This window comes from Streptomyces sp. NBC_00620, assembly GCF_026341825.1.
Taxonomy (GTDB): Bacteria; Actinomycetota; Actinomycetes; order Streptomycetales; family Streptomycetaceae; genus Streptomyces.
Window position 1 is genome coordinate 419,795 of record NZ_JAPENY010000003.1, and the last position, 17,682, is coordinate 437,476.

The window sequence follows — 17,682 nt, forward strand, 5'->3', positions numbered from 1 at the left end:
GTGGACTAGTCGCTCTCTTCAGTGCGGTGCTCGTTGAACTCGCGCCCGGCAGTCGTCTCGCCGGAGCCGGTCCGTTCGCGGTCCGCGGTGGTGTCGCCGAGTGCTGCCGGTTCGCGGTCCGCGGTGTTCTCGCCGACGGCTGCCGGTTCGCGGTCCGTGGTCGTCGCGTGCGGCGGTCCGCTCTCGCGGCCGGCCGTGGCGAAGGCGGCGAGGCCGGTGAAGGACGCGTCCGGCGGTACGGCGGCCACGGTCTCCTCCGTTCGCTCGGCGGAGGCAGGGCGCGCCGACGGTGTCGCCGGATCGTTCCGCCGGCTCCTGCGCCGGGGCAGTCCGCCGGGCGTGGTGTCCACGGCTTCCTCGGCGGACGCCTCGGGCTCGGCCTCGACCGGCTCGGGTGTCACCACGGCGGCCGGGGCCGGTTCGGTGACGGCGGCGGGCAGCTGGCTGAAGTACTTGTGCGGGACCACGACGACCACCGAGGTGCCGAGCCAGGGCGAGTCGGCGAAGGTGACCCGGATTCCGTATCGGCGGGCGAGTGAACCCACCACGCGCAGACCGAGGTTGGCGTCCTCCGACACACCGCCGAGGCCGGGGCCCGCCGCGGTTCCTTCGAGCGCCTGGGCGGCCTCCTGCTTCTTCTCCTCGCTGAGGCCCTTGCCCGCGTCCTGGATCTCGATGCCGACGCCGTTGGGGACCTCCTTGCCGGAGACGACCACGGGTTCGGTGGGCGGTGAATAGCGCGCCGCGTTGTCCAGGAGGTGGGCGAAGATCAGCGTGAGGTGGTCCACCAGACCGCCGTCGACGCCGAGTTCGGGGAGGTGGCGCACCTGGACGCGGTCGAAGTCCTTGATACGGCCGATACCACCGCGGACCACACTGAGCAGCCGCTGCGGCTCCTGCCACTGACGTCCGGGGCGGTCGGAGCCGCCGAGCACGCCGATGCTGGCGGCGAGCCGGTCGGCGGGGCCGATCTCCTGGTCGAGCTCCATGAGGCCCTGGGCGACCGCGGGCAGCCGCCCGTGTTCGCCCTGCATCTCGTGCAGGCGCCCGCGCAGCTTGCTGGTCAGCACATGGATACGGCTGCCGATGCTGATCACGGCCTGTTCGGCCGAGGTGGAACGGTCGAACTCCCGCTCCACGCCGATCAGCGCGGTCCTGAGCACCTTGCGCAGCTCGGCCTGCAGATCGGGACCGACCTCCGCGCACTGTGTGACGGACGGCAGGAGGTCGTCGATCGCGTCTCCGGCCCGCAGCCGCTTCAGTGCTTCGGGCAGCTGTTCGTCGGCGAGAAGGGCGACCGCCGCCCGCTGCCCGGCCAGTTGTTCCTGCCAGACCTCGGTCTGCGCGGCGAGCGTGGACTCGGAGGCCGCGGTCTGCTCGGCGATCCGGGCCGCGTAGGCCTCCATCTGCTGGGCGAGCCGGGCCTCGTAGGTGTGCGTCTCCTCCGCGAGCCGAGCCTCGTAGGCGTGCGTCTCCTCGGTGAGCCGCGCCTCATAGGTCTGGGCCTGCTCGGTCAGCTGGGCTTCCCAAGCGGAGTGCTCGGCCGCGAACTTCCGCTCCAGGCCTGACGCGTGCTGTTGCCACTGCTGGGTGAGCTCGGACTGCGAGGCACGGAAGTCGCCCGAGTTCCGGCGCAGTTGGAGCTGGGCGCGGACGAGGAGCCGTACGCAGACGGCACTTGCCGCGGTGGCCGCGGCGCCGGCGAAGGTCGCGGGTATCTGGGTCTGGTCGGGTCCCACGACCACGGCTGTGACGGTTCCGGCACCTAAGGCCAGCGGCATCAGCCACCAGCTGTACCAGGCGACCGGTGCCCGCGCCGCCGGGGGCGGAGTGGCGAGTTCCATCTGCATCCTTCGAAAGCAACACGATCGAACAGGGGGGTATGCAGGCGCGATACGTGCCGAGCACGCAGCGCTGGGCGACCGAGTGTGTTCGCTTCAACTCGCAACGCCGCAGGGGAGCTTATCTGGTCCGAGATCAAAACGATCAACCCCCCTTCTCACATCGGTGAGTATTCGGTCACTCTCCGACAGGAATGCGCAGAGTCTCCCCATCTGATCGGCGGCCGTGCTGCCAGGTCCCGGTGAGGTCAAGATCTGCGGAGCATGCGGTTGGCGCCGGCGGCGGCCGTCGTCGCGAGCAGCCAGCCCAGGCAGACGAGCACGACGGTCGCCCATTGCAGCCCGCCACGGGGGCTGAACGCCTCCTCCTGCCCGAAGTCGACGAGCGGGATCACCAGGTCGAAGGTGTAGATGGCGGCCTGGAAGTGGGGAGGTTTGCCCGGGTCGAGCGCCTGCGGAGGCCATCGGGTGAACAGCAGGATTCCGCTGAGCATGATCGCGCACAGCCACCACACGGCACGCATCGGCCGATAGCCGTATCCGACGGTGACGTCCTGGAGCCCGCTCCACACCCGCCCCGGCCACGGCAGTGTGCCGCGCAACCGCCGCTGCTTGGCGAGCAGCACCGTGCGCGCGTCGGCGTCGTGGCCGTGCAGGCCGTACGCTGCCGCGAGCTGCTCGTACGGCTGCGGGGTGAAGCCCTCCGGATCACGGGTGAGCAGGGGAAGCCGCTGCACCGCCGGGAGTTGGGGCAACAGGCTGTCGTACAGGACACCTTCGAGGCGGACCGTGCTCGGCCAGCTGTCCGGTGCGCCGCGCAATATCGTCACCCGGGTGTGACTGAGGTCGACGGTGCCGCGCACGGGTTCCCGGGGGCGCAGGGCGAGTTCGGAGGCCGTGGAGCGGCGGCAGGTCAGGGCGGGGGTCCCCGCCGGTACGTCGATGACCGCGTCGTGGAAGCAGACCCGGCTGCGCACGGTGATGCTGCTGAGCGTGACCCTGCCGCGCGCGGTGAACCCGTCACAGCAGTTGAACACCGCGCCCACGTCGATGCCGTGGGCGCGCAGGGCCGGTCCGTGATCCGCGGCGAGCGAGGCCCCTTCGAAGAGGGCGCCGCCGCCCACCCGGGCGTCGCACAGGTCGACGGTGCCTTCGGCGACGAGCCCGCCGCGGCAGTTCAAGTCCCCGCCTATGTGCAGCCTGTTGGCCTTGAGCGCGTTCCCCTCCGGGTTGATCAGCTCGGCGCGCTTGAGTACGACGCTGCCGCGCACCGAGGTGTCCCGCAGGTCCGTGCAGCCGTCGACGCGCAGCCCCCAGCCTGCCTGGATGTCCCCTCCCACCGTGGCGCACACCAGTTGCAGGGCCCCCTCACCGCGGCGTTCACCGCGCCCGGTCAGATGGCTGTTCTCCACCTGCAGGGTGCCACCGATCGAGGCGCCGTAGAGATCCATGGGCCCCTCCACCCGGCACCCGGCGATCTCGCACTTCCCGCCGATCGTCACTCCCACCGCGGACAGCGCGGGCAGTACGCAGTCACGCATCTCCAGGGCACCCAGCGAGGCGCCGTCGAGGCAAGGGGCGTGCTCGAAGCGGCAGTTGCGCAGCCGCAGGGTGCCCGCCACGACGGCCTCGGCCAGGTCGAGCCGCTCGGTGATCCGCACATCCCTGAGCCTCAGCCGGGGCAGATGTCCCGGCTCGGGTGGCGGCGGGGCGAGCAGCAGCCTCCGTACGACGGACGCCCTGACCTCACCCCCGTCCGTGTACCACTCCCCCCTACGGAAAGCGGCCCACATCCCCCGCTCACTCCCGCTCCACCCAGCCGGCGCGAGGCTGCCCGACACGTCAACTCCCTCTCCAGTTACAGAAGACGGCTGCATCGCTACCCGGCAGGCGCGCGCGGCAACCCGGGCCGCGGCAAGCCCGGCGGCCGAGTGGCGAACGACACGTATGGCGCCGGGGGCAAGGAGGGAAGCCATTTCAGCGCCATGATCACTGCGAAGAGGAGTCACTGAGCCGTCGTGACAATCACCGCGCCTCCCCCCATACCCAAGGCAGCGGGTTCGCTCCCGCTGCTGGGTCACGCGACCCCCCTCATGCGCGACAACCTCGCTTTCATCGCCTCGCTGCGAAGCTATGGCCGCCTGGTCGAGATCCGTATCCCCAAGCCGATGATCGTCGTCAACGACCCCGTGCTCATCCGCACCATGCTGGTGGACCTCGGACCGACCCTCGACAAGGGCCGGTTCTTCGAGAAGATGGGCCAGTTGCTGGGTGACAGTGTGGTCACCGCAGCGGGCTCCGAACACGTCCGCAAGCGCCGCCAGTTGCAGCCCGCCTTCCGGCACGCCGAGATCACCCGGTACGTCGACCTGATGCGTGAGCAGGTGACCGCCACGACGGCCGGCTGGAAGCCTGGCGAGGTGCTCGACGTGCGCGAGGTGATGGTCAAGCTGTCCCTGGACATGCTTGCCGCGACCGTCTTCTCCTCCAGCATCGACAAGGAGGCGTTCGATCAGCTGCGCCGCGACCTGTCCGTCGTCATGAACGGTGTCGGCACCAGGATCATGCTGCCGGACTGGGCGGAGCGTCTGCCGCTGCCCGCCAACCGGCGCTTCACCGCCGCCCGCGACGCCGTCCGGGCCACCATCGGCGACGCGGTGGACAAGCTGCGCGACTCCGGCCGCGACACCGGCGACATGCTGTCCCTGCTGCTGAACGCCGAGGACGAGGAGACCGGTGAAACGCTGACCGGCCATCAGATCTGTTCGGAGATCCTGACGTTGGCGGTGGCCGGCACGGAGACCACGGCCTCCGTCCTGTCCTGGGTGCTGTACGAACTCGCCCGCAATCCCGGGGTCGGGGAGAAGGTCCACGCCGAACTGGACGAGGTCCTCGGGGACCGTGCGGTGACCTTCGAGGACCTCACCCGGCTCCCCTACCTGGGCCGGGTGATCATGGAGGCCCTCCGCCTGCACCACACCGGCTGGCTCGTGACCCGCCGGACCCTGGACGTGACCCGCATCGGCGAGTGGGAGATCCCGGCCGGAACGGAGCTGGCGTACTGCCAGCACGCCCTGCACCGGGACCCCGAGCTCTTCCCCGATCCGCTCAGGTTCGACCCCGACCGGTGGCTGGACGAGAACCAGGCACGACTCGCCGAGGGGGCGTTCCTGCCCTTCGGCGCGGGCAAGCACAAGTGCATCGGCGACCGCTTCGCCCAGTCCGAACTGACCACGGCGATCGCGACGATCGTCCGGGACTGGCGTCTGGAGCTCGCCCCGGGCCAGACCGTCCGTCCCGTGGCCCGGGCCACCGTACGACCGAGCACCCTGCTGATGACGGCAAGTCCTCGGGTGGCAGCCGCGTGATTTCTTGGACAGGTGTCCAGCTATAGTGGACACCTGTCCAAGATTTGCCTGACTGAGCAGTGGGGATTGCCGACGATGGAAACGGTCGCGAACGTACTGGTGGGCCTGGTGGCCGCGCTGCACGCGTACATCCTGGTCCTGGAGATGTTCCTGTGGGAGCGCAAGCCGGGGCGCGGTCTGCACGGCTTCGACGCCGAGATGGCGCGGGCCACGGCGCCGCTGGCCGCCAACCAGGGCCTCTACAACGGATTTCTCGCGGCGGGCCTGGTGTGGGGGCTGATCGCCGCGGATCCGACCGGCTTCCGCGTGCAGGTCTTCTTCCTGGTGTGCGTGGTCGTCGCCGGTGTGTACGGATCGGTGACCGCGAACCGGCGCATCCTCTTCGCGCAGGCGCTGCCGGGCGCGCTCGCCCTGGCCGCCGTCCTCGTCGCGCGGTGACCCCGCAGGACCCGCGGGCCGCCCGCACCCGGGCGAAACTGCGGCAAGCGCTCCTGGAGGAGTGTGCCGAGCACCCGCTGGAGGAGGTCGGCGTCGCCGCCCTGGTGCGGCGGGCCGGGGTCGGCCGGGCCACCTTCTACGTGCACTACGCCGACCTGGAGGCGCTGGCCGTCGACGCCTGCGCCGATGTCGTACGGGAGGCCGTGGACGCGCTGCACGCGTGGCGCGGCCGGCCCGATCCGGTGTCCGCGCCGCCCGCCCTGCTCGCGTTCTTCGCCGGGCTCCCCCCGCACGCCACCCTCTACCGCGCCCTGTTGAGCCCGGGCGGCGGCGGCCCGCTCGGCCGCGTACTGCACCGGGATCTGCGCGCCCGCAGCCTCGCCGAGCGCACCCTCGTGGGTGCGCCCGACGCCCCGCTCGTCGCCTCCGCCGTCGCCGCCACCTTCGCCGGGGTCCTGGCGGACTGGCTGCACGGGTTGCTCGACGCCACTCCGGACGAAGTCGCCCACCAGGTATGGCAGTTGCTCGTCGCACTGCACCGGAGCCGATGACGCCGGCCTACTTGCAGGCCACGAAGTCCTTCGCCTCGGGCCACGCCTCCACCCCGTCCGATGTACGCATGTACGCCGTCGCCTTGTCGTCCGTCAGCCAGAGCTGCCAGTCGTTGTAGCGGTATCCGGTGTCGTGCGCGCCGGCGGGCATGCGGACGTCACCGTCGTACGGGGCGGTGAGCATCTCGCCCTCCATCACCCCCTGCGGATCCCGCACGTACTGCCTGCTGTCCTTGTCCCGGCCCATCCCCAGGAAGTGCGCGCTCTCCCAGCCGCAGTGCTCGGCACCCTCGTAACTGGACAGCACGGTGGTGGCCACCCGGTGGCCGCCGCGGTCGGTCCAGATCTCCTCCGACGTCGAGTCGGTGAAGCTCGCGGGCAGTTCGGCGGGGTCGCAGGAAGCGTTCGTCTCAGGTCCCCAACCGGGGCGGTCCGGCTGGTCCTTGGCCACGACGACGGCCACCTTGGTCCTGCCTCCGACGTCGTACGAGAACAGGACACGGTCTCCCTGCTCGCTCTCGATCCGGTAGCCGTGGTCCGGCAGTTCGGGCTGCACCATGTCGAAGTACGCGTTGAGACCCTCCTCCGGCGTCGAGCCGCCCTCCCCCTTGCCCCAGCCATCGCCGCCACTCCCCCAGTAGATCTCACCGTCGCACTCCAGAGCCCGGCCGGCCGCGCCCGAACCCTCCTCGGCCTCCCGCTCGCTGCCGTCGGCGCTCTCCCTGAACGGCAGGTCCAAGCGCCCGGCGTACGGCGTGGCCGGCGGCGTTCCGGTGACCACGAGGTCGTCACGTATCCCCTCGTCGCCGCACCCCACGACTGTCAGCCCCAGCAGCATCACCGTCGCCGCGATTCGTTTACGCATCCCCACCCCTGTCTGCCCCGACTGCCGTTCCCTCGTTCCCTCCTCCGACGCAGGAGTGGCGGTGATCGTTCAGTGCCTAGCGGGCCGCTTGGAACGTACGCCGGTACGCCTGCGGGGAGACGCCTATCGAGGCGTGCAGGTGCTGGCGCAGGGAGGCACCCGTCGCGAAGCCGACCCGGCCGGCGATCTGGTCCACGGACAGGTCGCTCGACTCCAGCAGGTGCCGGGCCCGGACGACACGCTGCTGGATCAGCCAGCGGCCGGGGCTCAGGCCCACCTCGTCGTTGAAGCGGCGGGCGAAGGTGCGCGGGCTCATCCGGGCGTGCCCTGCGAGGTCGGCCAGGGCGAGGGGCTCGCCGAGCCGGGTCAGCGCCCAGTCGCGGGTGGCGGCCGTGCTCGTGGCCCCGGCCTCGGGTACCGGCTGCTCGATGTACTGGGCCTGGCCGCCGTCCCGGAACGGCGGGACGACGCAGCGGCGGGCGACCGTGTTGGCGAGTTCGCTGCCGTGGTCGGTGCGCACGATGTGCAGGCAGACGTCGACTCCGGAGGCCGCGCCGGCGGAGGTGAGGATCCGGCCGTCGTGGACGAAGAGCACGTCCGGGTCGAGGTCGACCTGCGGATACTCGGACCTGAACCGGTCGACGACCTGCCAGTGGGTGGTGGCGCGGCGGCCGTCGAGGAGACCGGCGGCGGCGAGGACGAAGGCGGCGGTGCAGATCGAGACGATGCGCGCGTCGGGGCGGATCCGGGCGAGGGCGTCGGCGATCTCGGAGGGAAGCCCGGTCGGGATGTCCGGGGTCGACATGGAGGCGACCACGACCGTGTCCGCCGTTTCGAGAATCTCAGGTCCATGGTCCACGGCGACCGAGAAGTCGGCGTTGGTGCGCACAGGACGGCCGTCGACGGTGCAGGTCAGCACCTCGTAGCGACCGTCGGCCGCGCCGAAGATCCGGCTGGGGATGCCCAGCTCGAAGGGATAGACGCCGTCCAGCGCCAGGACCACCACTCGTTCCACATGCCGCATGGCACGATCTTATCGAAGATTGGCAATCTTGCCATTTTCCTGTCGGGCGGCACCGGGCAGGCTGAACGCCATGAGCACTGTGAACACCATGCGAGTCATCAGCCAGCACGTCCTCGGCGAGCCCGAGGTCCTCGAAGTGATCGAGGTGGAACGGCCCGAGCCGAGGGCCAACGAGATCCTGATCAAGGTGCATGCCGCCGGGGTCAACCCGACCGACTGGAAGCACCGCGCCACCGGTGGCTTCCTCGGCGAGCCGCCGTTCGTCCTCGGGTGGGACGTCTCCGGCGTGGTCGAGGCCGTCGGCGTCGGCGTCGCCCGCTTCAAGGCCGGCGACGAGGTCTTCGGGATGCTGTCCTACCCGTGGGGCCACGGCTCGCACGCCGAGTACGTCGCCGCCCCGGCCCGCGCCTTCGTCCTCAAGCCGGCCGGAGTCGACCACATCCAGGCGGGCGCGCTGCCGCTGGTCTCGCTGACGGCGTGGCAGTCGCTGGTCGAGACGGCGGACGTCCAGCCGGGGCAGCGCGTGCTGATCCACGCGGCGGCCGGCGGCGTCGGGCATGTGGCCGTCCAGATCGCGAAGGCGCGGGGCGCGTACGTGATCGGTACGGCGAGCGCGGGCAAGCACGACTTCCTGCGCGAGATCGGCGTGGACGAGGCGATCGACTACCGGGACACCGACTTCACCGAGGCCGTGAAGGACGTGGACGTCGTCCTGGACACGCTCGGCGGCGACAACTCGGTCAACTCCCTGCGCGTCCTGCGGCCGGGCGGGATCGTGGTCTCGATCCTGCCGGTCGGCTCGGACGACTTCTACGAGGAGGCCGAGCGGCTCGGCGTTCGGGCCGTCCGCCTGCTCGTCGACGCCGACCGCGCGGGTATGCAGGCGATCGCGGAACTCGTCGAGGCGGGGAAGCTGCGCGCGGCGATCGCCGGGACGTTCCCGCTGGCCGATGCCGCCAAGGCGCACGCGCTCGGCGACACCGGCCGGACCGCGGGGAAGCTGGTGCTCGTCGTCAGCTGAGGGCATTCGCCGGAAGTCGACGGCTGACGGCGTGCGCCGGAAGTCGACGGCTGAGAGCGTTCGCCGGAAGCCGTCCGCTGAGAGCATTCGTCAGAAGTCGTCGGCTGAGGGCGTTCGCTAGAAGGTCAGCACGGGCTTGATGGTCTTGCCCGCGCTCATGTCCCGCACCGCCTGATCGATATCCGCGAACGGATAGGTGCTGATCAGGCGGTGCAGCGGCAGCCGGCCTTCCTTGACCAGCTGGACCAGGGCCGGGATGACCGTCTGCGTCTCGCTGTCGCCGAGGGTGAGGCCGACGATCCGCTTGCCCGAGAGCAACCCGTTGACGTCCAGGGCGACTTCGGTGCCGAAGGGCGGGGCTCCTACGACGACGATGGTGCCGCGTACGGCGAGCGCGTCGACGCCCTTGCGCAGAACGGCGACGCTGCCGGTGGTCTCGATGACGCCGTCCGCCCCCTGGCCGTCCGTCAGCTGCGCGATCGCGTCGTCGACATCGGCCTCGCCCGCGTTGACGGTGTGGGTTGCGCCCAACTCCTTGGCCAGCGAGAGGCGTTCACCGACCCTGTCGACGGCGATGACCCTGGCCGCCGGGGTCAGCGCCGCGGCCATCACCGCCGAAAGGCCGACGGCTCCGGCACCGAGGACGACGAGCGTGCTGCCCGCTCGCGGCTTCAGTACGTTCCAGACGGCACCCACACCGGTCTGCACCCCGCAGCCCAGCGGGGCGATCGACTCCAGCGGCACATCCGGGTCGACCTTGACGAGGCTGCGCTCGTCCACCAACGCCCGTTCCGCGAAGGACGACTGCCCGAAGAAGTGACCGCCGAGCGGCGCCCCGTCGCGGCTGATCGTGCTGGCGCCGTCGGCGCGCCGGCCGCCGATGAGGTTCAGCGGCAGCCAGGTCGCGCAGTAAGCGGGGTGCCCGTCACGGCAGTTGTGACAGCCGCCGCAGGAGGTGAAGGACAGGACGACATGGTCGCCGGGTGCGACACCGGTGACGTTCGGGCCGACGGCTTCGGCGACTCCCGCCCCCTCGTGGCCGAGGACGCCGGGAAGCGGGAAGGGCAGACCGCCGCTCGCCACGCCGAGATCGGTGTGGCACAGGCCGGTTGCGACCATGCGGACAAGGGCTTCGCCGGGACCGGGCTCGTCCAGCTCGACGTCGGCGAGCGTGAACGGCGCTCCCCCGGACTCGACCACGGCCGCGCGAGTGGTGGTGGACATCGCGTGAACTCCTCTTCTTGCCTGTGTTCTTGCCTGCGTTCTTGCCTGCGTTCTTGCCTGCGCGCGCGCTCAGTCGAGCGAGACGACGACGGACTTGACCTTGGTGTAGGCGGCGAGCGCCTCGGGCCCGTACTCCCGGCCGAAGCCGGAGTCCTTGACCCCGCCGAACGGGACCGCGGGGTCGAGCATCGCCCAGTCGTTGATCCACACGATGCCCGCCTGGAGCCGGTCCGCGACGCGGTGGGCGCGGGCGAGATCGGTGGTCTGGATGCCCGAGGCCAGGCCGTACGGAGTGGAGTTGGCCAGCTCGACGGCCTCGTCCTCGGAGTCGAAGGGCTGCACCGTGAGGACCGGGCCGAAGATCTCTTCCTGGATGACTCGGGAGTCGTTCGCGAGGCCCGCGACGACGGTGGGCCTGTAGTAGTAGCCGCCGTCCAGGTCGAGACGCTCGCCTCCGCAGACGATGCGGGCGCCCTCCTTGCGTGCCAGCGCGACGTACTCCTCGACCTTCTGGAGGTGCTTCTCCCCCGCCATGGGTCCGACGACGGTCTCCGGGTTCCGCGGGTCGCCGACCGGTACGCCGGGTACCGCGTCGGCGAGGATGCCGAGGACCGTGTCGTACAGCGGGCGCGCGACCAGCAGCCGCGGGCCGCCCATGCAGAACTGCCCCGTGTTGAAGACGAAGCCCTTGATGACCGCGCCGATCGCCTTGTCCAGGTCGGCGTCCTCGAAGACGAGGTGTGCCGCGTTGCCGCCCAGCTCCATCGTGACGGGCTTGAGCGCCTCACCGGCGACACTCGCGGCGTACCGGCCGACGGCGGTGGACCCGGTGAAGGCGACCTTGTCGATCCCGGGGTTGCGCAGCAGCGCCTCGCCGGCGACCGGTCCGCTGCCGGTGACGACGTTCAGGACGCCGTCCGGGACACCGGCCCGCTGGAGCAGGCGGGCCATGTACAGAGCACTCAGCGGGGTCTCGTCGGCGGGTTTGTGCACCACGACGTTGCCGGCCGCGAGGGCCGGGGCGATCTTGGAGCTGGACAGGATCAGCGGGAAGTTGAAGGGCGTGATCGCGGCGACCACGCCGAGCGGGCCGCGGCGCGTGTAGGCGAAGGCGTTGAGCGGGGTGTCGCGGGTGGCGCCGTCCAGGGTCTGGGCGAGGGCGGCGCAGTACTCGTACTCGTCGGCGGCGGTGAGGACGTCGACGGGGCGGCACAGGGCGAGGGGCTTGCCGACGTCCAGGCTCTCCAGGGCCGCGAGCTCGTCGGCGTTCTCACGGATCAGCTCGGAGACGCGGTGCAGCACCCGGCCGCGCTCTCGACCGCTCAGGGCGGCCCAGGGCCCGTTGTCGAAGGCGTCCCGCGCCGCCCGTACGGCCGCGTCGACGTCGGCCGCGCCCGCCTCCGCGACGGTCGTGAACACCCCTCCCGTGGACGGATCGATCACGTCCGTACGCGCCCCGTCGGCCGCCTCGCGCCACTGGCCGCCGATGAACAGCAGCCCAGGGCTGCTCTCGAAGGTGGTCGTCATTGCCCACTCCTCAGCCTTGATCGCCTCGGCGCCAGTCGCCCCAGCGTTGATCGCCAAGATTTCAACCAACAGGATTCCTGTTGGTCAACCGTCTGGTTCGCAGTCTCTTTACAGACAGGTTTCCTGTCAATGCCTTAGGCTGAACCCATGGTCGTCACCCAGGCAACGAAGGCACCCCCGTCGCTGCTCTACATGGTCAAGCAGGTGGAGCTCGTCGTCCGCTCACACCTCGACGAGCTCGTGAAACCGGCGGGGATCACTGCGCTGCAGTACACCTCGCTCACCGTCCTGGAGCGGCACGACGGGCTGTCGGCGGCGCAGCTCGCGCGGGACTCGTTCGTGACGGCCCAGTCCGTGGCCGATGTGGTGCGGTCACTGGAGAACCGCGGACTCGTGCGCCGCGAGCGGAACCCAGGCAACCGGCGCGAGCTACTGATCCTGCTGACCGACCAGGGGCGCGAACTGCTCGCGCGGTACGCGGAGCCCGTCCGGGAACTGGAGGAACGCATGGTCCGGGACCTCACGACACACCAGACCGACCAGTTCCGCCAAGCGCTGTCCAAGGCCTGGCACGCGCTGTCGTAACTCAGGTACCGCAACTTGGAGGACCCCGGCACTCAACCGGTAGGGCGACGCGCCGCGCAAATCGAAGACATATGTCAATCGAACATGCTGAACTTCACTCCATCGAGGGTAACTTGCAGGGCAAGGAACGGTTTTGCAACCACCAGTACCCCGGTGTCGCGTCTAGGATCACGGGCGCCGTCACCCCGGCCCCTGGTGACTTTGGACCCTGCGACGAGGAGTGGTTCTGCAGCCGGTTGGAGGTGATGCCGTCGTGGTGTACGACTCCGCCACACCCACCCGGCATCTGCGTGTCCACCGGCACCGAGGCCACACCGTGCTGGAACTGCACGGGGAGATCGACATCCTCGCGGCGGTGGAGATCACCCCGCTCCTGGACTCCGCGACGAGCGGCCCGGCACCGCAGATCGTGATCGATCTGCGGCCGGTCGAGTTCTTCGACTGCTCCGGGCTGCGCCTGCTCTACCGGGCCAGGCGACGCGTGCTCGCCCGGGACGGCCGCCTGCACCTCGTCTGCACCCAGCCGCTGATCCTGCGGATCCTCAAGGTGACCGGCCTCGTACACCTGCTGCCCCCGTCCGCGTCCCTCGACGAGGCACTCGGCCAGCCGGAGGCTACTTCCGGATCTTGGTGACCTGCCCGGCACCCACGGTCCTGCCGCCCTCGCGGATGGCGAACTTCAGCCCTTCCTCCATGGCGATGGGCTGGATCAGCTGGACATGCATGGTGGTGTTGTCGCCCGGCATGACCATCTCGTTGCCCTTGGGGAGCGTCACGACACCGGTCACGTCCGTCGTGCGGAAGTAGAACTGCGGGCGGTAGTTGTCGAAGAACGGTGTGTGGCGGCCGCCCTCGTCCTTCGACAGGATGTACGCCCGCGCCTCGAACTCCAGATGCGGGGTCACCGACCCGGGCTTGATGACGACCTGCCCGCGCTCGACGTCCTCGCGCTTCACCCCTCGCAGCAGCAGCCCGACGTTCTCGCCCGCCCGGCCCTCGTCGAGCAGCTTGCGGAACATCTCGATGCCCGTGACGGTGGTCTTCGTCTTCTGCTCGTGGATGCCGATGATCTCGACCTCGTTGTTGACCTTGAGGATCCCGCGCTCGATGCGGCCGGTGACGACCGTGCCGCGGCCGGTGATGGTGAAGACGTCCTCGATGGGCATCAGGAACGGCCGGTCCACATCCCGTACGGGCTCGGGCACGAACTCGTCGACAGCCGCGAGGAGTTCGAGGACCGACGCGCCCCACTGGGTGTCGCCCTCAAGGGCCTTGAGCGCGGAGACCCGTACGACCGGGACGTCGTCGCCGGGGAACTCGTACTCGGTGAGCAGCTCGCGCACTTCGAGCTCGACGAGTTCCAGGATCTCCTCGTCGTCCACCATGTCCGTCTTGTTGAGGGCCACGACGATGTACGGGACACCGACCTGCCGGGCCAGCAGCACATGTTCCTTGGTCTGCGGCATCGGGCCGTCGGTCGCCGCGACGACCAGGATCGCGCCGTCCATCTGGGCGGCGCCGGTGATCATGTTCTTGATGTAGTCCGCGTGGCCGGGGCAGTCGACGTGGGCGTAGTGCCGGTGCTCGGTCTGGTACTCGACATGGGCGATCGAGATCGTGATCCCGCGCTGGCGTTCCTCGGGGGCCTTGTCAATCTGGTCGAAGGGTGTGTACGGGTTCAGGTCGGGGAACTGGTCGTGCAACACCTTGGTCATGGCCGCCGTGAGCGTCGTCTTGCCATGGTCGATGTGACCGATGGTGCCGATGTTGACGTGCGGCTTGGTCCGCTCGAATTTCGCCTTCGCCACTGCAAGCCCTCCTGATCACCTGGGTGACGCCGAGCGTTGCTGCGCGTTGCTCCCTGGCTGAGCGACAGCAGGAAGTCTCGCTACTACTCCTATCTATTCGTTCTCAGGCGTGTCGAACAGGGCGCTGACGGACTCACCGTTGTGAATGCGCCGCACGGCCTCGGCGAGCGCCGGGGCGATGGACAGGATCCGCAGCTTCTCGGTGTGCTCCTCGGCCGGGATCGGCACGGTGTTCGTGCAGACGATCTCGAGGACGTCGGGCTGGTCGCTGAGCCGCTTGAGCGCGCCCGCCGCGAACAGACCGTGGGTGCAGGCGACCCGGATGGAGCGCGGACCCAGCTCCCGGAGCCGCTCGAGGAGTTCGAGAACGGTGCTGCCCTTGGCGATCTCGTCGTCCAGCACGATGACATCCCGGTCGGTGACCTCACCGATGACGGAGCTGATGCTGACCCGGTCGTCGGCGAACCGCTGCTTGGCACCGGCGGCCACCTGGGCACCGATCAGCCGCGCGAAGTGGGCGGCCTCCTTGGCGTTGCCCAGGTCCGGCGAGACGACCGTCGTACGCGACAGGTCGTAGTGGCGGAAGTGCGCGGCCAGCTCCCGCAGCGCGTGCAGATGGTCGACCGGGACGGAGAAGAACCCGTGCACCTGCGGGGAGTGCAGCGTCATGGCCAGTACCCGGCTCGCCCCCGCGGCCACCAGCAGATCCGCGACCAGCCGCCCGCCGAGCGAGATCCTCGGCATGTCCTTCTTGTCCGAGCGGGCGTAGGAGTAGTGAGGCATCACCACGGTGATCCGCCCGGCGGAGGCACCGCGCGCGGCGTCGCACATCATCAGCAGCTCGACGAGGTTCTCCTGCACCGGCTTGACCAGCGGCTGCACCAGGAAGACATCGCGCTCCCGGCAATTGGACTGGAGCTGCACTTCCAGGCAGTCGTTGGCGAACCGGCTGGTCCGGCTCGGGCTGAGGGGCACACCGAGATGGGCGCAGACCTCAGCGGCCAGTTCGGGATGGGCACTACCGCTGAACACGGCGATGTCACGCACGGACGCTCCTCGCATGATCGAACAGGATGCGCCGCCGGTCGGCATGATCGATCCGGGATGCGTGCCTCATGCTACTGGCCCGCGCCGGGTGTCCCCACCGGGAGAAAACCGGTTGCGGAGGGTCACCGGGGACCCGCCATGATGATGGCGGCACGAGCACCCCTGCGAGCCCCTCGAACACAGGAGAGACGGAATGCGCCGATTCCTCGGAACTTCTCAGCGCCCCTACCGGACGACTGTTCTCGAGGACTCGACCACGCATGCACACCTTGAACATCGGAATTCTGGCCCACGTCGACGCGGGTAAGACCAGCCTCACCGAGCGGCTGCTCTTCGACGGCGGCGCGATCGACCGGCTCGGCAGTGTGGACGCCGGTGACACCCGGACGGACGACGGGGAGATCGAGCGGCAGCGCGGGATCACCATCCGCTCGGCCGTCGCCGCGTTCACCGTCGGGGACGTACAGGTCAATCTGATCGACACCCCCGGGCACTCCGACTTCATCGCCGAGGTCGAGCGCGCCCTGGAGGTCCTGGACGGTGCGGTGCTGCTGCTCTCCGCCGTCGAGGGAGTCCAGGCGCAGACGCGTGTCCTGATGAGGACCCTGCGAAGGCTGCGGCTGCCCACGCTCGTCTTCGTCAACAAGATCGACCGGGCGGGGGCGCGCGAGGAGGAGCTGCTCGCCGACATCCGGCGCCGCCTCACGCCGTACGTCGTGCCCCTCACGGGCGTGCGGGACATCGGCACCCCCCGCGCCCGGGTCGTGCCGCGCCCGCTGGACGACACGGCGTCCGGCACCCTCGCCGAGGTCGACACGGGCGTGCTGGCCGCGGTCGTGGACGGGCCCGCGCCGACCGAGGACGAACTGCGCGCCGCGCTCGCCGCCCGAACCGCCGACGGTTCCCTGCACCCCGTCTTTTTCGGGTCCGCGGTGGGCGGGCAGGGAGTCGCCGAACTGGTCGGGGGTCTTGTCCGGCTGATTCCGCGCCCGGTGTACCCCGGCGCCGGTGAACCGCGCGGCACGGTCTTCGCCGTACGGCCGGGACCCGGCGGCGAGCGCACGGCTTATCTCCGGTTGTACGGGGGTGAGGTGACGCGTCGTCAGCGGTTGACGTTCCTGCGCCGTGAGGCCGACGGGCGGACGGCGCAGGTGTCCGGACGGGCACTGGGCCTGGAGGTGGTCGGCCGGCCCGGCGCGGTGCCGCTCACGCCGGGCAACATCGCCGCGCTCCGGGGCGTCGGAGGCATCCGCGTCGGCGACCGGCTCGGCGAAGTCACCGACAGGGCCCCGCAGTTCGCGGCCCCGACGCTGGAGACGACGGTACGGGCGAGACACCCCGAGCAGGCGGCAGCCTTGCGTGCAGCCCTCCTTGCCCTCGCCGATCAGGACCCGCTGACACACGCGCGGCCTGCCGAGTCCGGCAGTACCGCCCTGCTGCTCTACGGCGAGGTGCAGAAGGAGGTGCTCTCGGCCACGCTGGCCCAGGACTTCGGCATCGAGGCCGAGTTCAAGCCGAGCCGGGTGCGGTTCCTGGAACGGCCGGAAGGCACCGGCGAGGCGTACGAGGAGATCCAGCGGCACGGGCACACCGGGTTCTGGGCGACGGTCGGGCTGCGTGTCGAGCCCGGGCCGCACGGCTCCGGCGGCGTCTTCACGTACGAGACCGAACTCGGCGCCCTCCCCCGGGCCTTCCACCAGGCGATCGAGGACACCGTTCACGCGACCCTGCTCACCGGTCGGCAGGGCCGGCCGGTGACGGACTACCGGGTCACGCTGGTCCGTTCGGGATTCGCCGCGCCGATCAGCACGGCCGCCGACTTCCGCGGACTGACCCCGGTCGTACTGCGCCGCGCTCTGGAGCGGGCGGGAACCCGGGTGTACGAGCCGTACCACTCCTTCGAGGCGGAACTCCCGCTGGACGCGCTGGCCCCGGTGACGGCTCGACTGGCCGCGTACGGAGCGGAGTTCAAGGAGACCACCGGAGGACGTACCGCCTGGCTGGTCACCGGTGAGCTGCCGGCCCGGCATGTGCGGGACGTCGAGCTGCGGCTGCCCGGGCTGACGCGGGGCGAGGGCGTGTGGTGGTCCCGTGCTTCGGGGGACCGGGTGGTCCGCTGAGGCGAGGGCCGGTGGCGCACGAGGGGCGTCCAGCTGATCCGGTCCGCGAGTAGACGCGGTGCGTCCTCTGTGTACGGCGAACCGCTGGGTGACCGGGTGCGCGCCGGGGTGCGGCCGGCCGGGGCCGGTCGCCTCGCGCAGGGGCGAAAGAGGCCGGTAAGTGCCTTCCCGGGGCATGCGGTTCCCGACGCGCCGGTGCGTACACCCGCGCCGGACGCACCCCGCACCCCGGTCATCATCACCGGTTCTCCAACAGGTCGGCC

General features: G+C 70.3%; 15 protein-coding genes. 7 read left to right on the forward strand and 8 right to left on the reverse strand.

What is annotated here, in order from left to right; translation table 11 throughout:
- Positions 1-5: 5 nt before the first annotated feature.
- Both OG246_RS33200 and OG246_RS33205 read right to left on the reverse strand, forming a co-directional pair.
- The gene (locus OG246_RS33200; protein WP_266471914.1) at positions 6-1,844 is read right to left on the reverse strand and encodes an ATP-binding protein; all 1,839 of its coding nucleotides are present in this window, start codon (positions 1,842-1,844) and stop codon (positions 6-8) included.
- Positions 1,845-2,089: 245 nt separating this feature from the next.
- Complete coding sequence (locus tag OG246_RS33205) at positions 2,090-3,682, reverse strand: oxidoreductase (protein ID WP_266471916.1); 1,593 nt, start codon at positions 3,680-3,682, stop codon at positions 2,090-2,092.
- A 177-nt stretch (positions 3,683-3,859) separates the two neighbouring features.
- Here OG246_RS33205 and OG246_RS33210 point away from each other — a divergent pair, with 177 nt between their 5' ends.
- The 3 genes from OG246_RS33210 (at position 3,860) to OG246_RS33220 (ending at position 6,198) form a co-directional block, all read left to right on the forward strand.
- Positions 3,860-5,209: a cytochrome P450 gene (locus OG246_RS33210; protein ID WP_266471919.1), complete on the forward strand. Its 1,350-nt coding sequence runs from the start codon at positions 3,860-3,862 to the stop codon at positions 5,207-5,209.
- A gap of 75 nt (positions 5,210-5,284) precedes the next feature.
- On the forward strand, positions 5,285-5,647 hold the full coding sequence (locus OG246_RS33215) for a DUF1304 domain-containing protein (RefSeq protein WP_266471921.1): 363 nt from the start codon (positions 5,285-5,287) through the stop codon (positions 5,645-5,647).
- Positions 5,644-6,198, forward strand: a complete 555-nt coding sequence (locus tag OG246_RS33220) for a TetR/AcrR family transcriptional regulator (RefSeq protein ID WP_266471923.1) — start codon at positions 5,644-5,646, stop codon at positions 6,196-6,198. The genes OG246_RS33215 and OG246_RS33220 overlap by 4 nt, the downstream gene beginning before the upstream one ends.
- Before the next feature lie 7 nt (positions 6,199-6,205).
- Here the strand turns inward: OG246_RS33220 and OG246_RS33225 are convergent, their stop codons facing one another.
- Together OG246_RS33225 and OG246_RS33230 are read right to left on the reverse strand one after the other, a co-directional pair.
- The gene (locus OG246_RS33225) at positions 6,206-7,063 is read right to left on the reverse strand and encodes a hypothetical protein (RefSeq protein WP_266471925.1); all 858 of its coding nucleotides are present in this window, start codon (positions 7,061-7,063) and stop codon (positions 6,206-6,208) included.
- Positions 7,064-7,139: 76 nt separating this feature from the next.
- Positions 7,140-8,087, reverse strand: coding sequence for a GlxA family transcriptional regulator (locus tag OG246_RS33230; RefSeq protein ID WP_266471927.1), 948 nt, complete (start codon positions 8,085-8,087; stop codon positions 7,140-7,142).
- A gap of 70 nt (positions 8,088-8,157) precedes the next feature.
- Between OG246_RS33230 and OG246_RS33235 the strand changes: the two genes are divergently transcribed.
- Positions 8,158-9,108, forward strand: a complete 951-nt coding sequence (locus OG246_RS33235) for an NADP-dependent oxidoreductase (RefSeq protein WP_266471929.1) — start codon at positions 8,158-8,160, stop codon at positions 9,106-9,108.
- A gap of 117 nt (positions 9,109-9,225) precedes the next feature.
- Here OG246_RS33235 and OG246_RS33240 read toward each other — a convergent pair whose 3' ends face one another.
- Both OG246_RS33240 and OG246_RS33245 read right to left on the reverse strand, forming a co-directional pair.
- Positions 9,226-10,332 (reverse strand): NAD(P)-dependent alcohol dehydrogenase, encoded by a 1,107-nt coding sequence (locus tag OG246_RS33240; protein ID WP_266471931.1) that lies wholly within the window; start codon positions 10,330-10,332, stop codon positions 9,226-9,228.
- Between the two features lie 69 nt (positions 10,333-10,401).
- Positions 10,402-11,859 carry an aldehyde dehydrogenase gene (locus tag OG246_RS33245; protein WP_266471934.1) on the reverse strand — a complete coding sequence of 486 codons (1,458 nt, stop codon included), beginning with the start codon at positions 11,857-11,859 and terminating at the stop codon, positions 10,402-10,404.
- Between the two features lie 147 nt (positions 11,860-12,006).
- Here OG246_RS33245 and OG246_RS33250 point away from each other — a divergent pair, with 147 nt between their 5' ends.
- The gene (locus OG246_RS33250) at positions 12,007-12,444 is read left to right on the forward strand and encodes a MarR family winged helix-turn-helix transcriptional regulator (RefSeq protein WP_266471936.1); all 438 of its coding nucleotides are present in this window, start codon (positions 12,007-12,009) and stop codon (positions 12,442-12,444) included.
- Positions 12,445-12,697: 253 nt separating this feature from the next.
- Positions 12,698-13,078, forward strand: a complete 381-nt coding sequence (locus tag OG246_RS33255; protein ID WP_266471938.1) for an anti-sigma factor antagonist — start codon at positions 12,698-12,700, stop codon at positions 13,076-13,078.
- Here the strand turns inward: OG246_RS33255 and tuf are convergent.
- Both tuf and OG246_RS33265 read right to left on the reverse strand, forming a co-directional pair.
- A complete protein-coding gene (tuf, locus tag OG246_RS33260) occupies positions 13,059-14,252 on the reverse strand; it encodes an elongation factor Tu (RefSeq protein ID WP_266471941.1) in 1,194 nt (397 codons plus the stop codon). The genes OG246_RS33255 and tuf overlap by 20 nt on opposite strands.
- Positions 14,253-14,345: 93 nt before the next feature.
- Positions 14,346-15,299 (reverse strand): ribose-phosphate pyrophosphokinase, encoded by a 954-nt coding sequence (locus OG246_RS33265; protein ID WP_266471943.1) that lies wholly within the window; start codon positions 15,297-15,299, stop codon positions 14,346-14,348.
- A gap of 260 nt (positions 15,300-15,559) precedes the next feature.
- Between OG246_RS33265 and otr(A) the strand changes: the two genes are divergently transcribed.
- Positions 15,560-17,419: a tetracycline resistance ribosomal protection protein Otr(A) gene (gene otr(A), locus OG246_RS33270; RefSeq protein ID WP_266471944.1), complete on the forward strand. Its 1,860-nt coding sequence runs from the start codon at positions 15,560-15,562 to the stop codon at positions 17,417-17,419.
- Positions 17,420-17,682 lie beyond the last annotated feature (263 nt).

Excerpts from the sequence above, each read along its gene's own strand:
- OG246_RS33215 (WP_266471921.1), top strand. The coding sequence starts at position 5,285 with ATGGAAACGGTCGCGAACGTACTGGTGGGCCTGGTGGCCGCGCTGCAC.
- OG246_RS33250 (WP_266471936.1), top strand. The coding sequence starts at position 12,007 with ATGGTCGTCACCCAGGCAACGAAGGCACCCCCGTCGCTGCTCTACATG.
- OG246_RS33235 (WP_266471929.1), top strand. The coding sequence starts at position 8,158 with ATGAGCACTGTGAACACCATGCGAGTCATCAGCCAGCACGTCCTCGGC.
- OG246_RS33225 (WP_266471925.1), bottom strand. The coding sequence starts at position 7,063 with ATGCGTAAACGAATCGCGGCGACGGTGATGCTGCTGGGGCTGACAGTC.
- OG246_RS33200 (WP_266471914.1), bottom strand. The coding sequence starts at position 1,844 with ATGGAACTCGCCACTCCGCCCCCGGCGGCGCGGGCACCGGTCGCCTGG.
- OG246_RS33240 (WP_266471931.1), bottom strand. The coding sequence starts at position 10,332 with ATGTCCACCACCACTCGCGCGGCCGTGGTCGAGTCCGGGGGAGCGCCG.
- OG246_RS33245 (WP_266471934.1), bottom strand. The coding sequence starts at position 11,859 with ATGACGACCACCTTCGAGAGCAGCCCTGGGCTGCTGTTCATCGGCGGC.
- OG246_RS33230 (WP_266471927.1), bottom strand. The coding sequence starts at position 8,087 with ATGCGGCATGTGGAACGAGTGGTGGTCCTGGCGCTGGACGGCGTCTAT.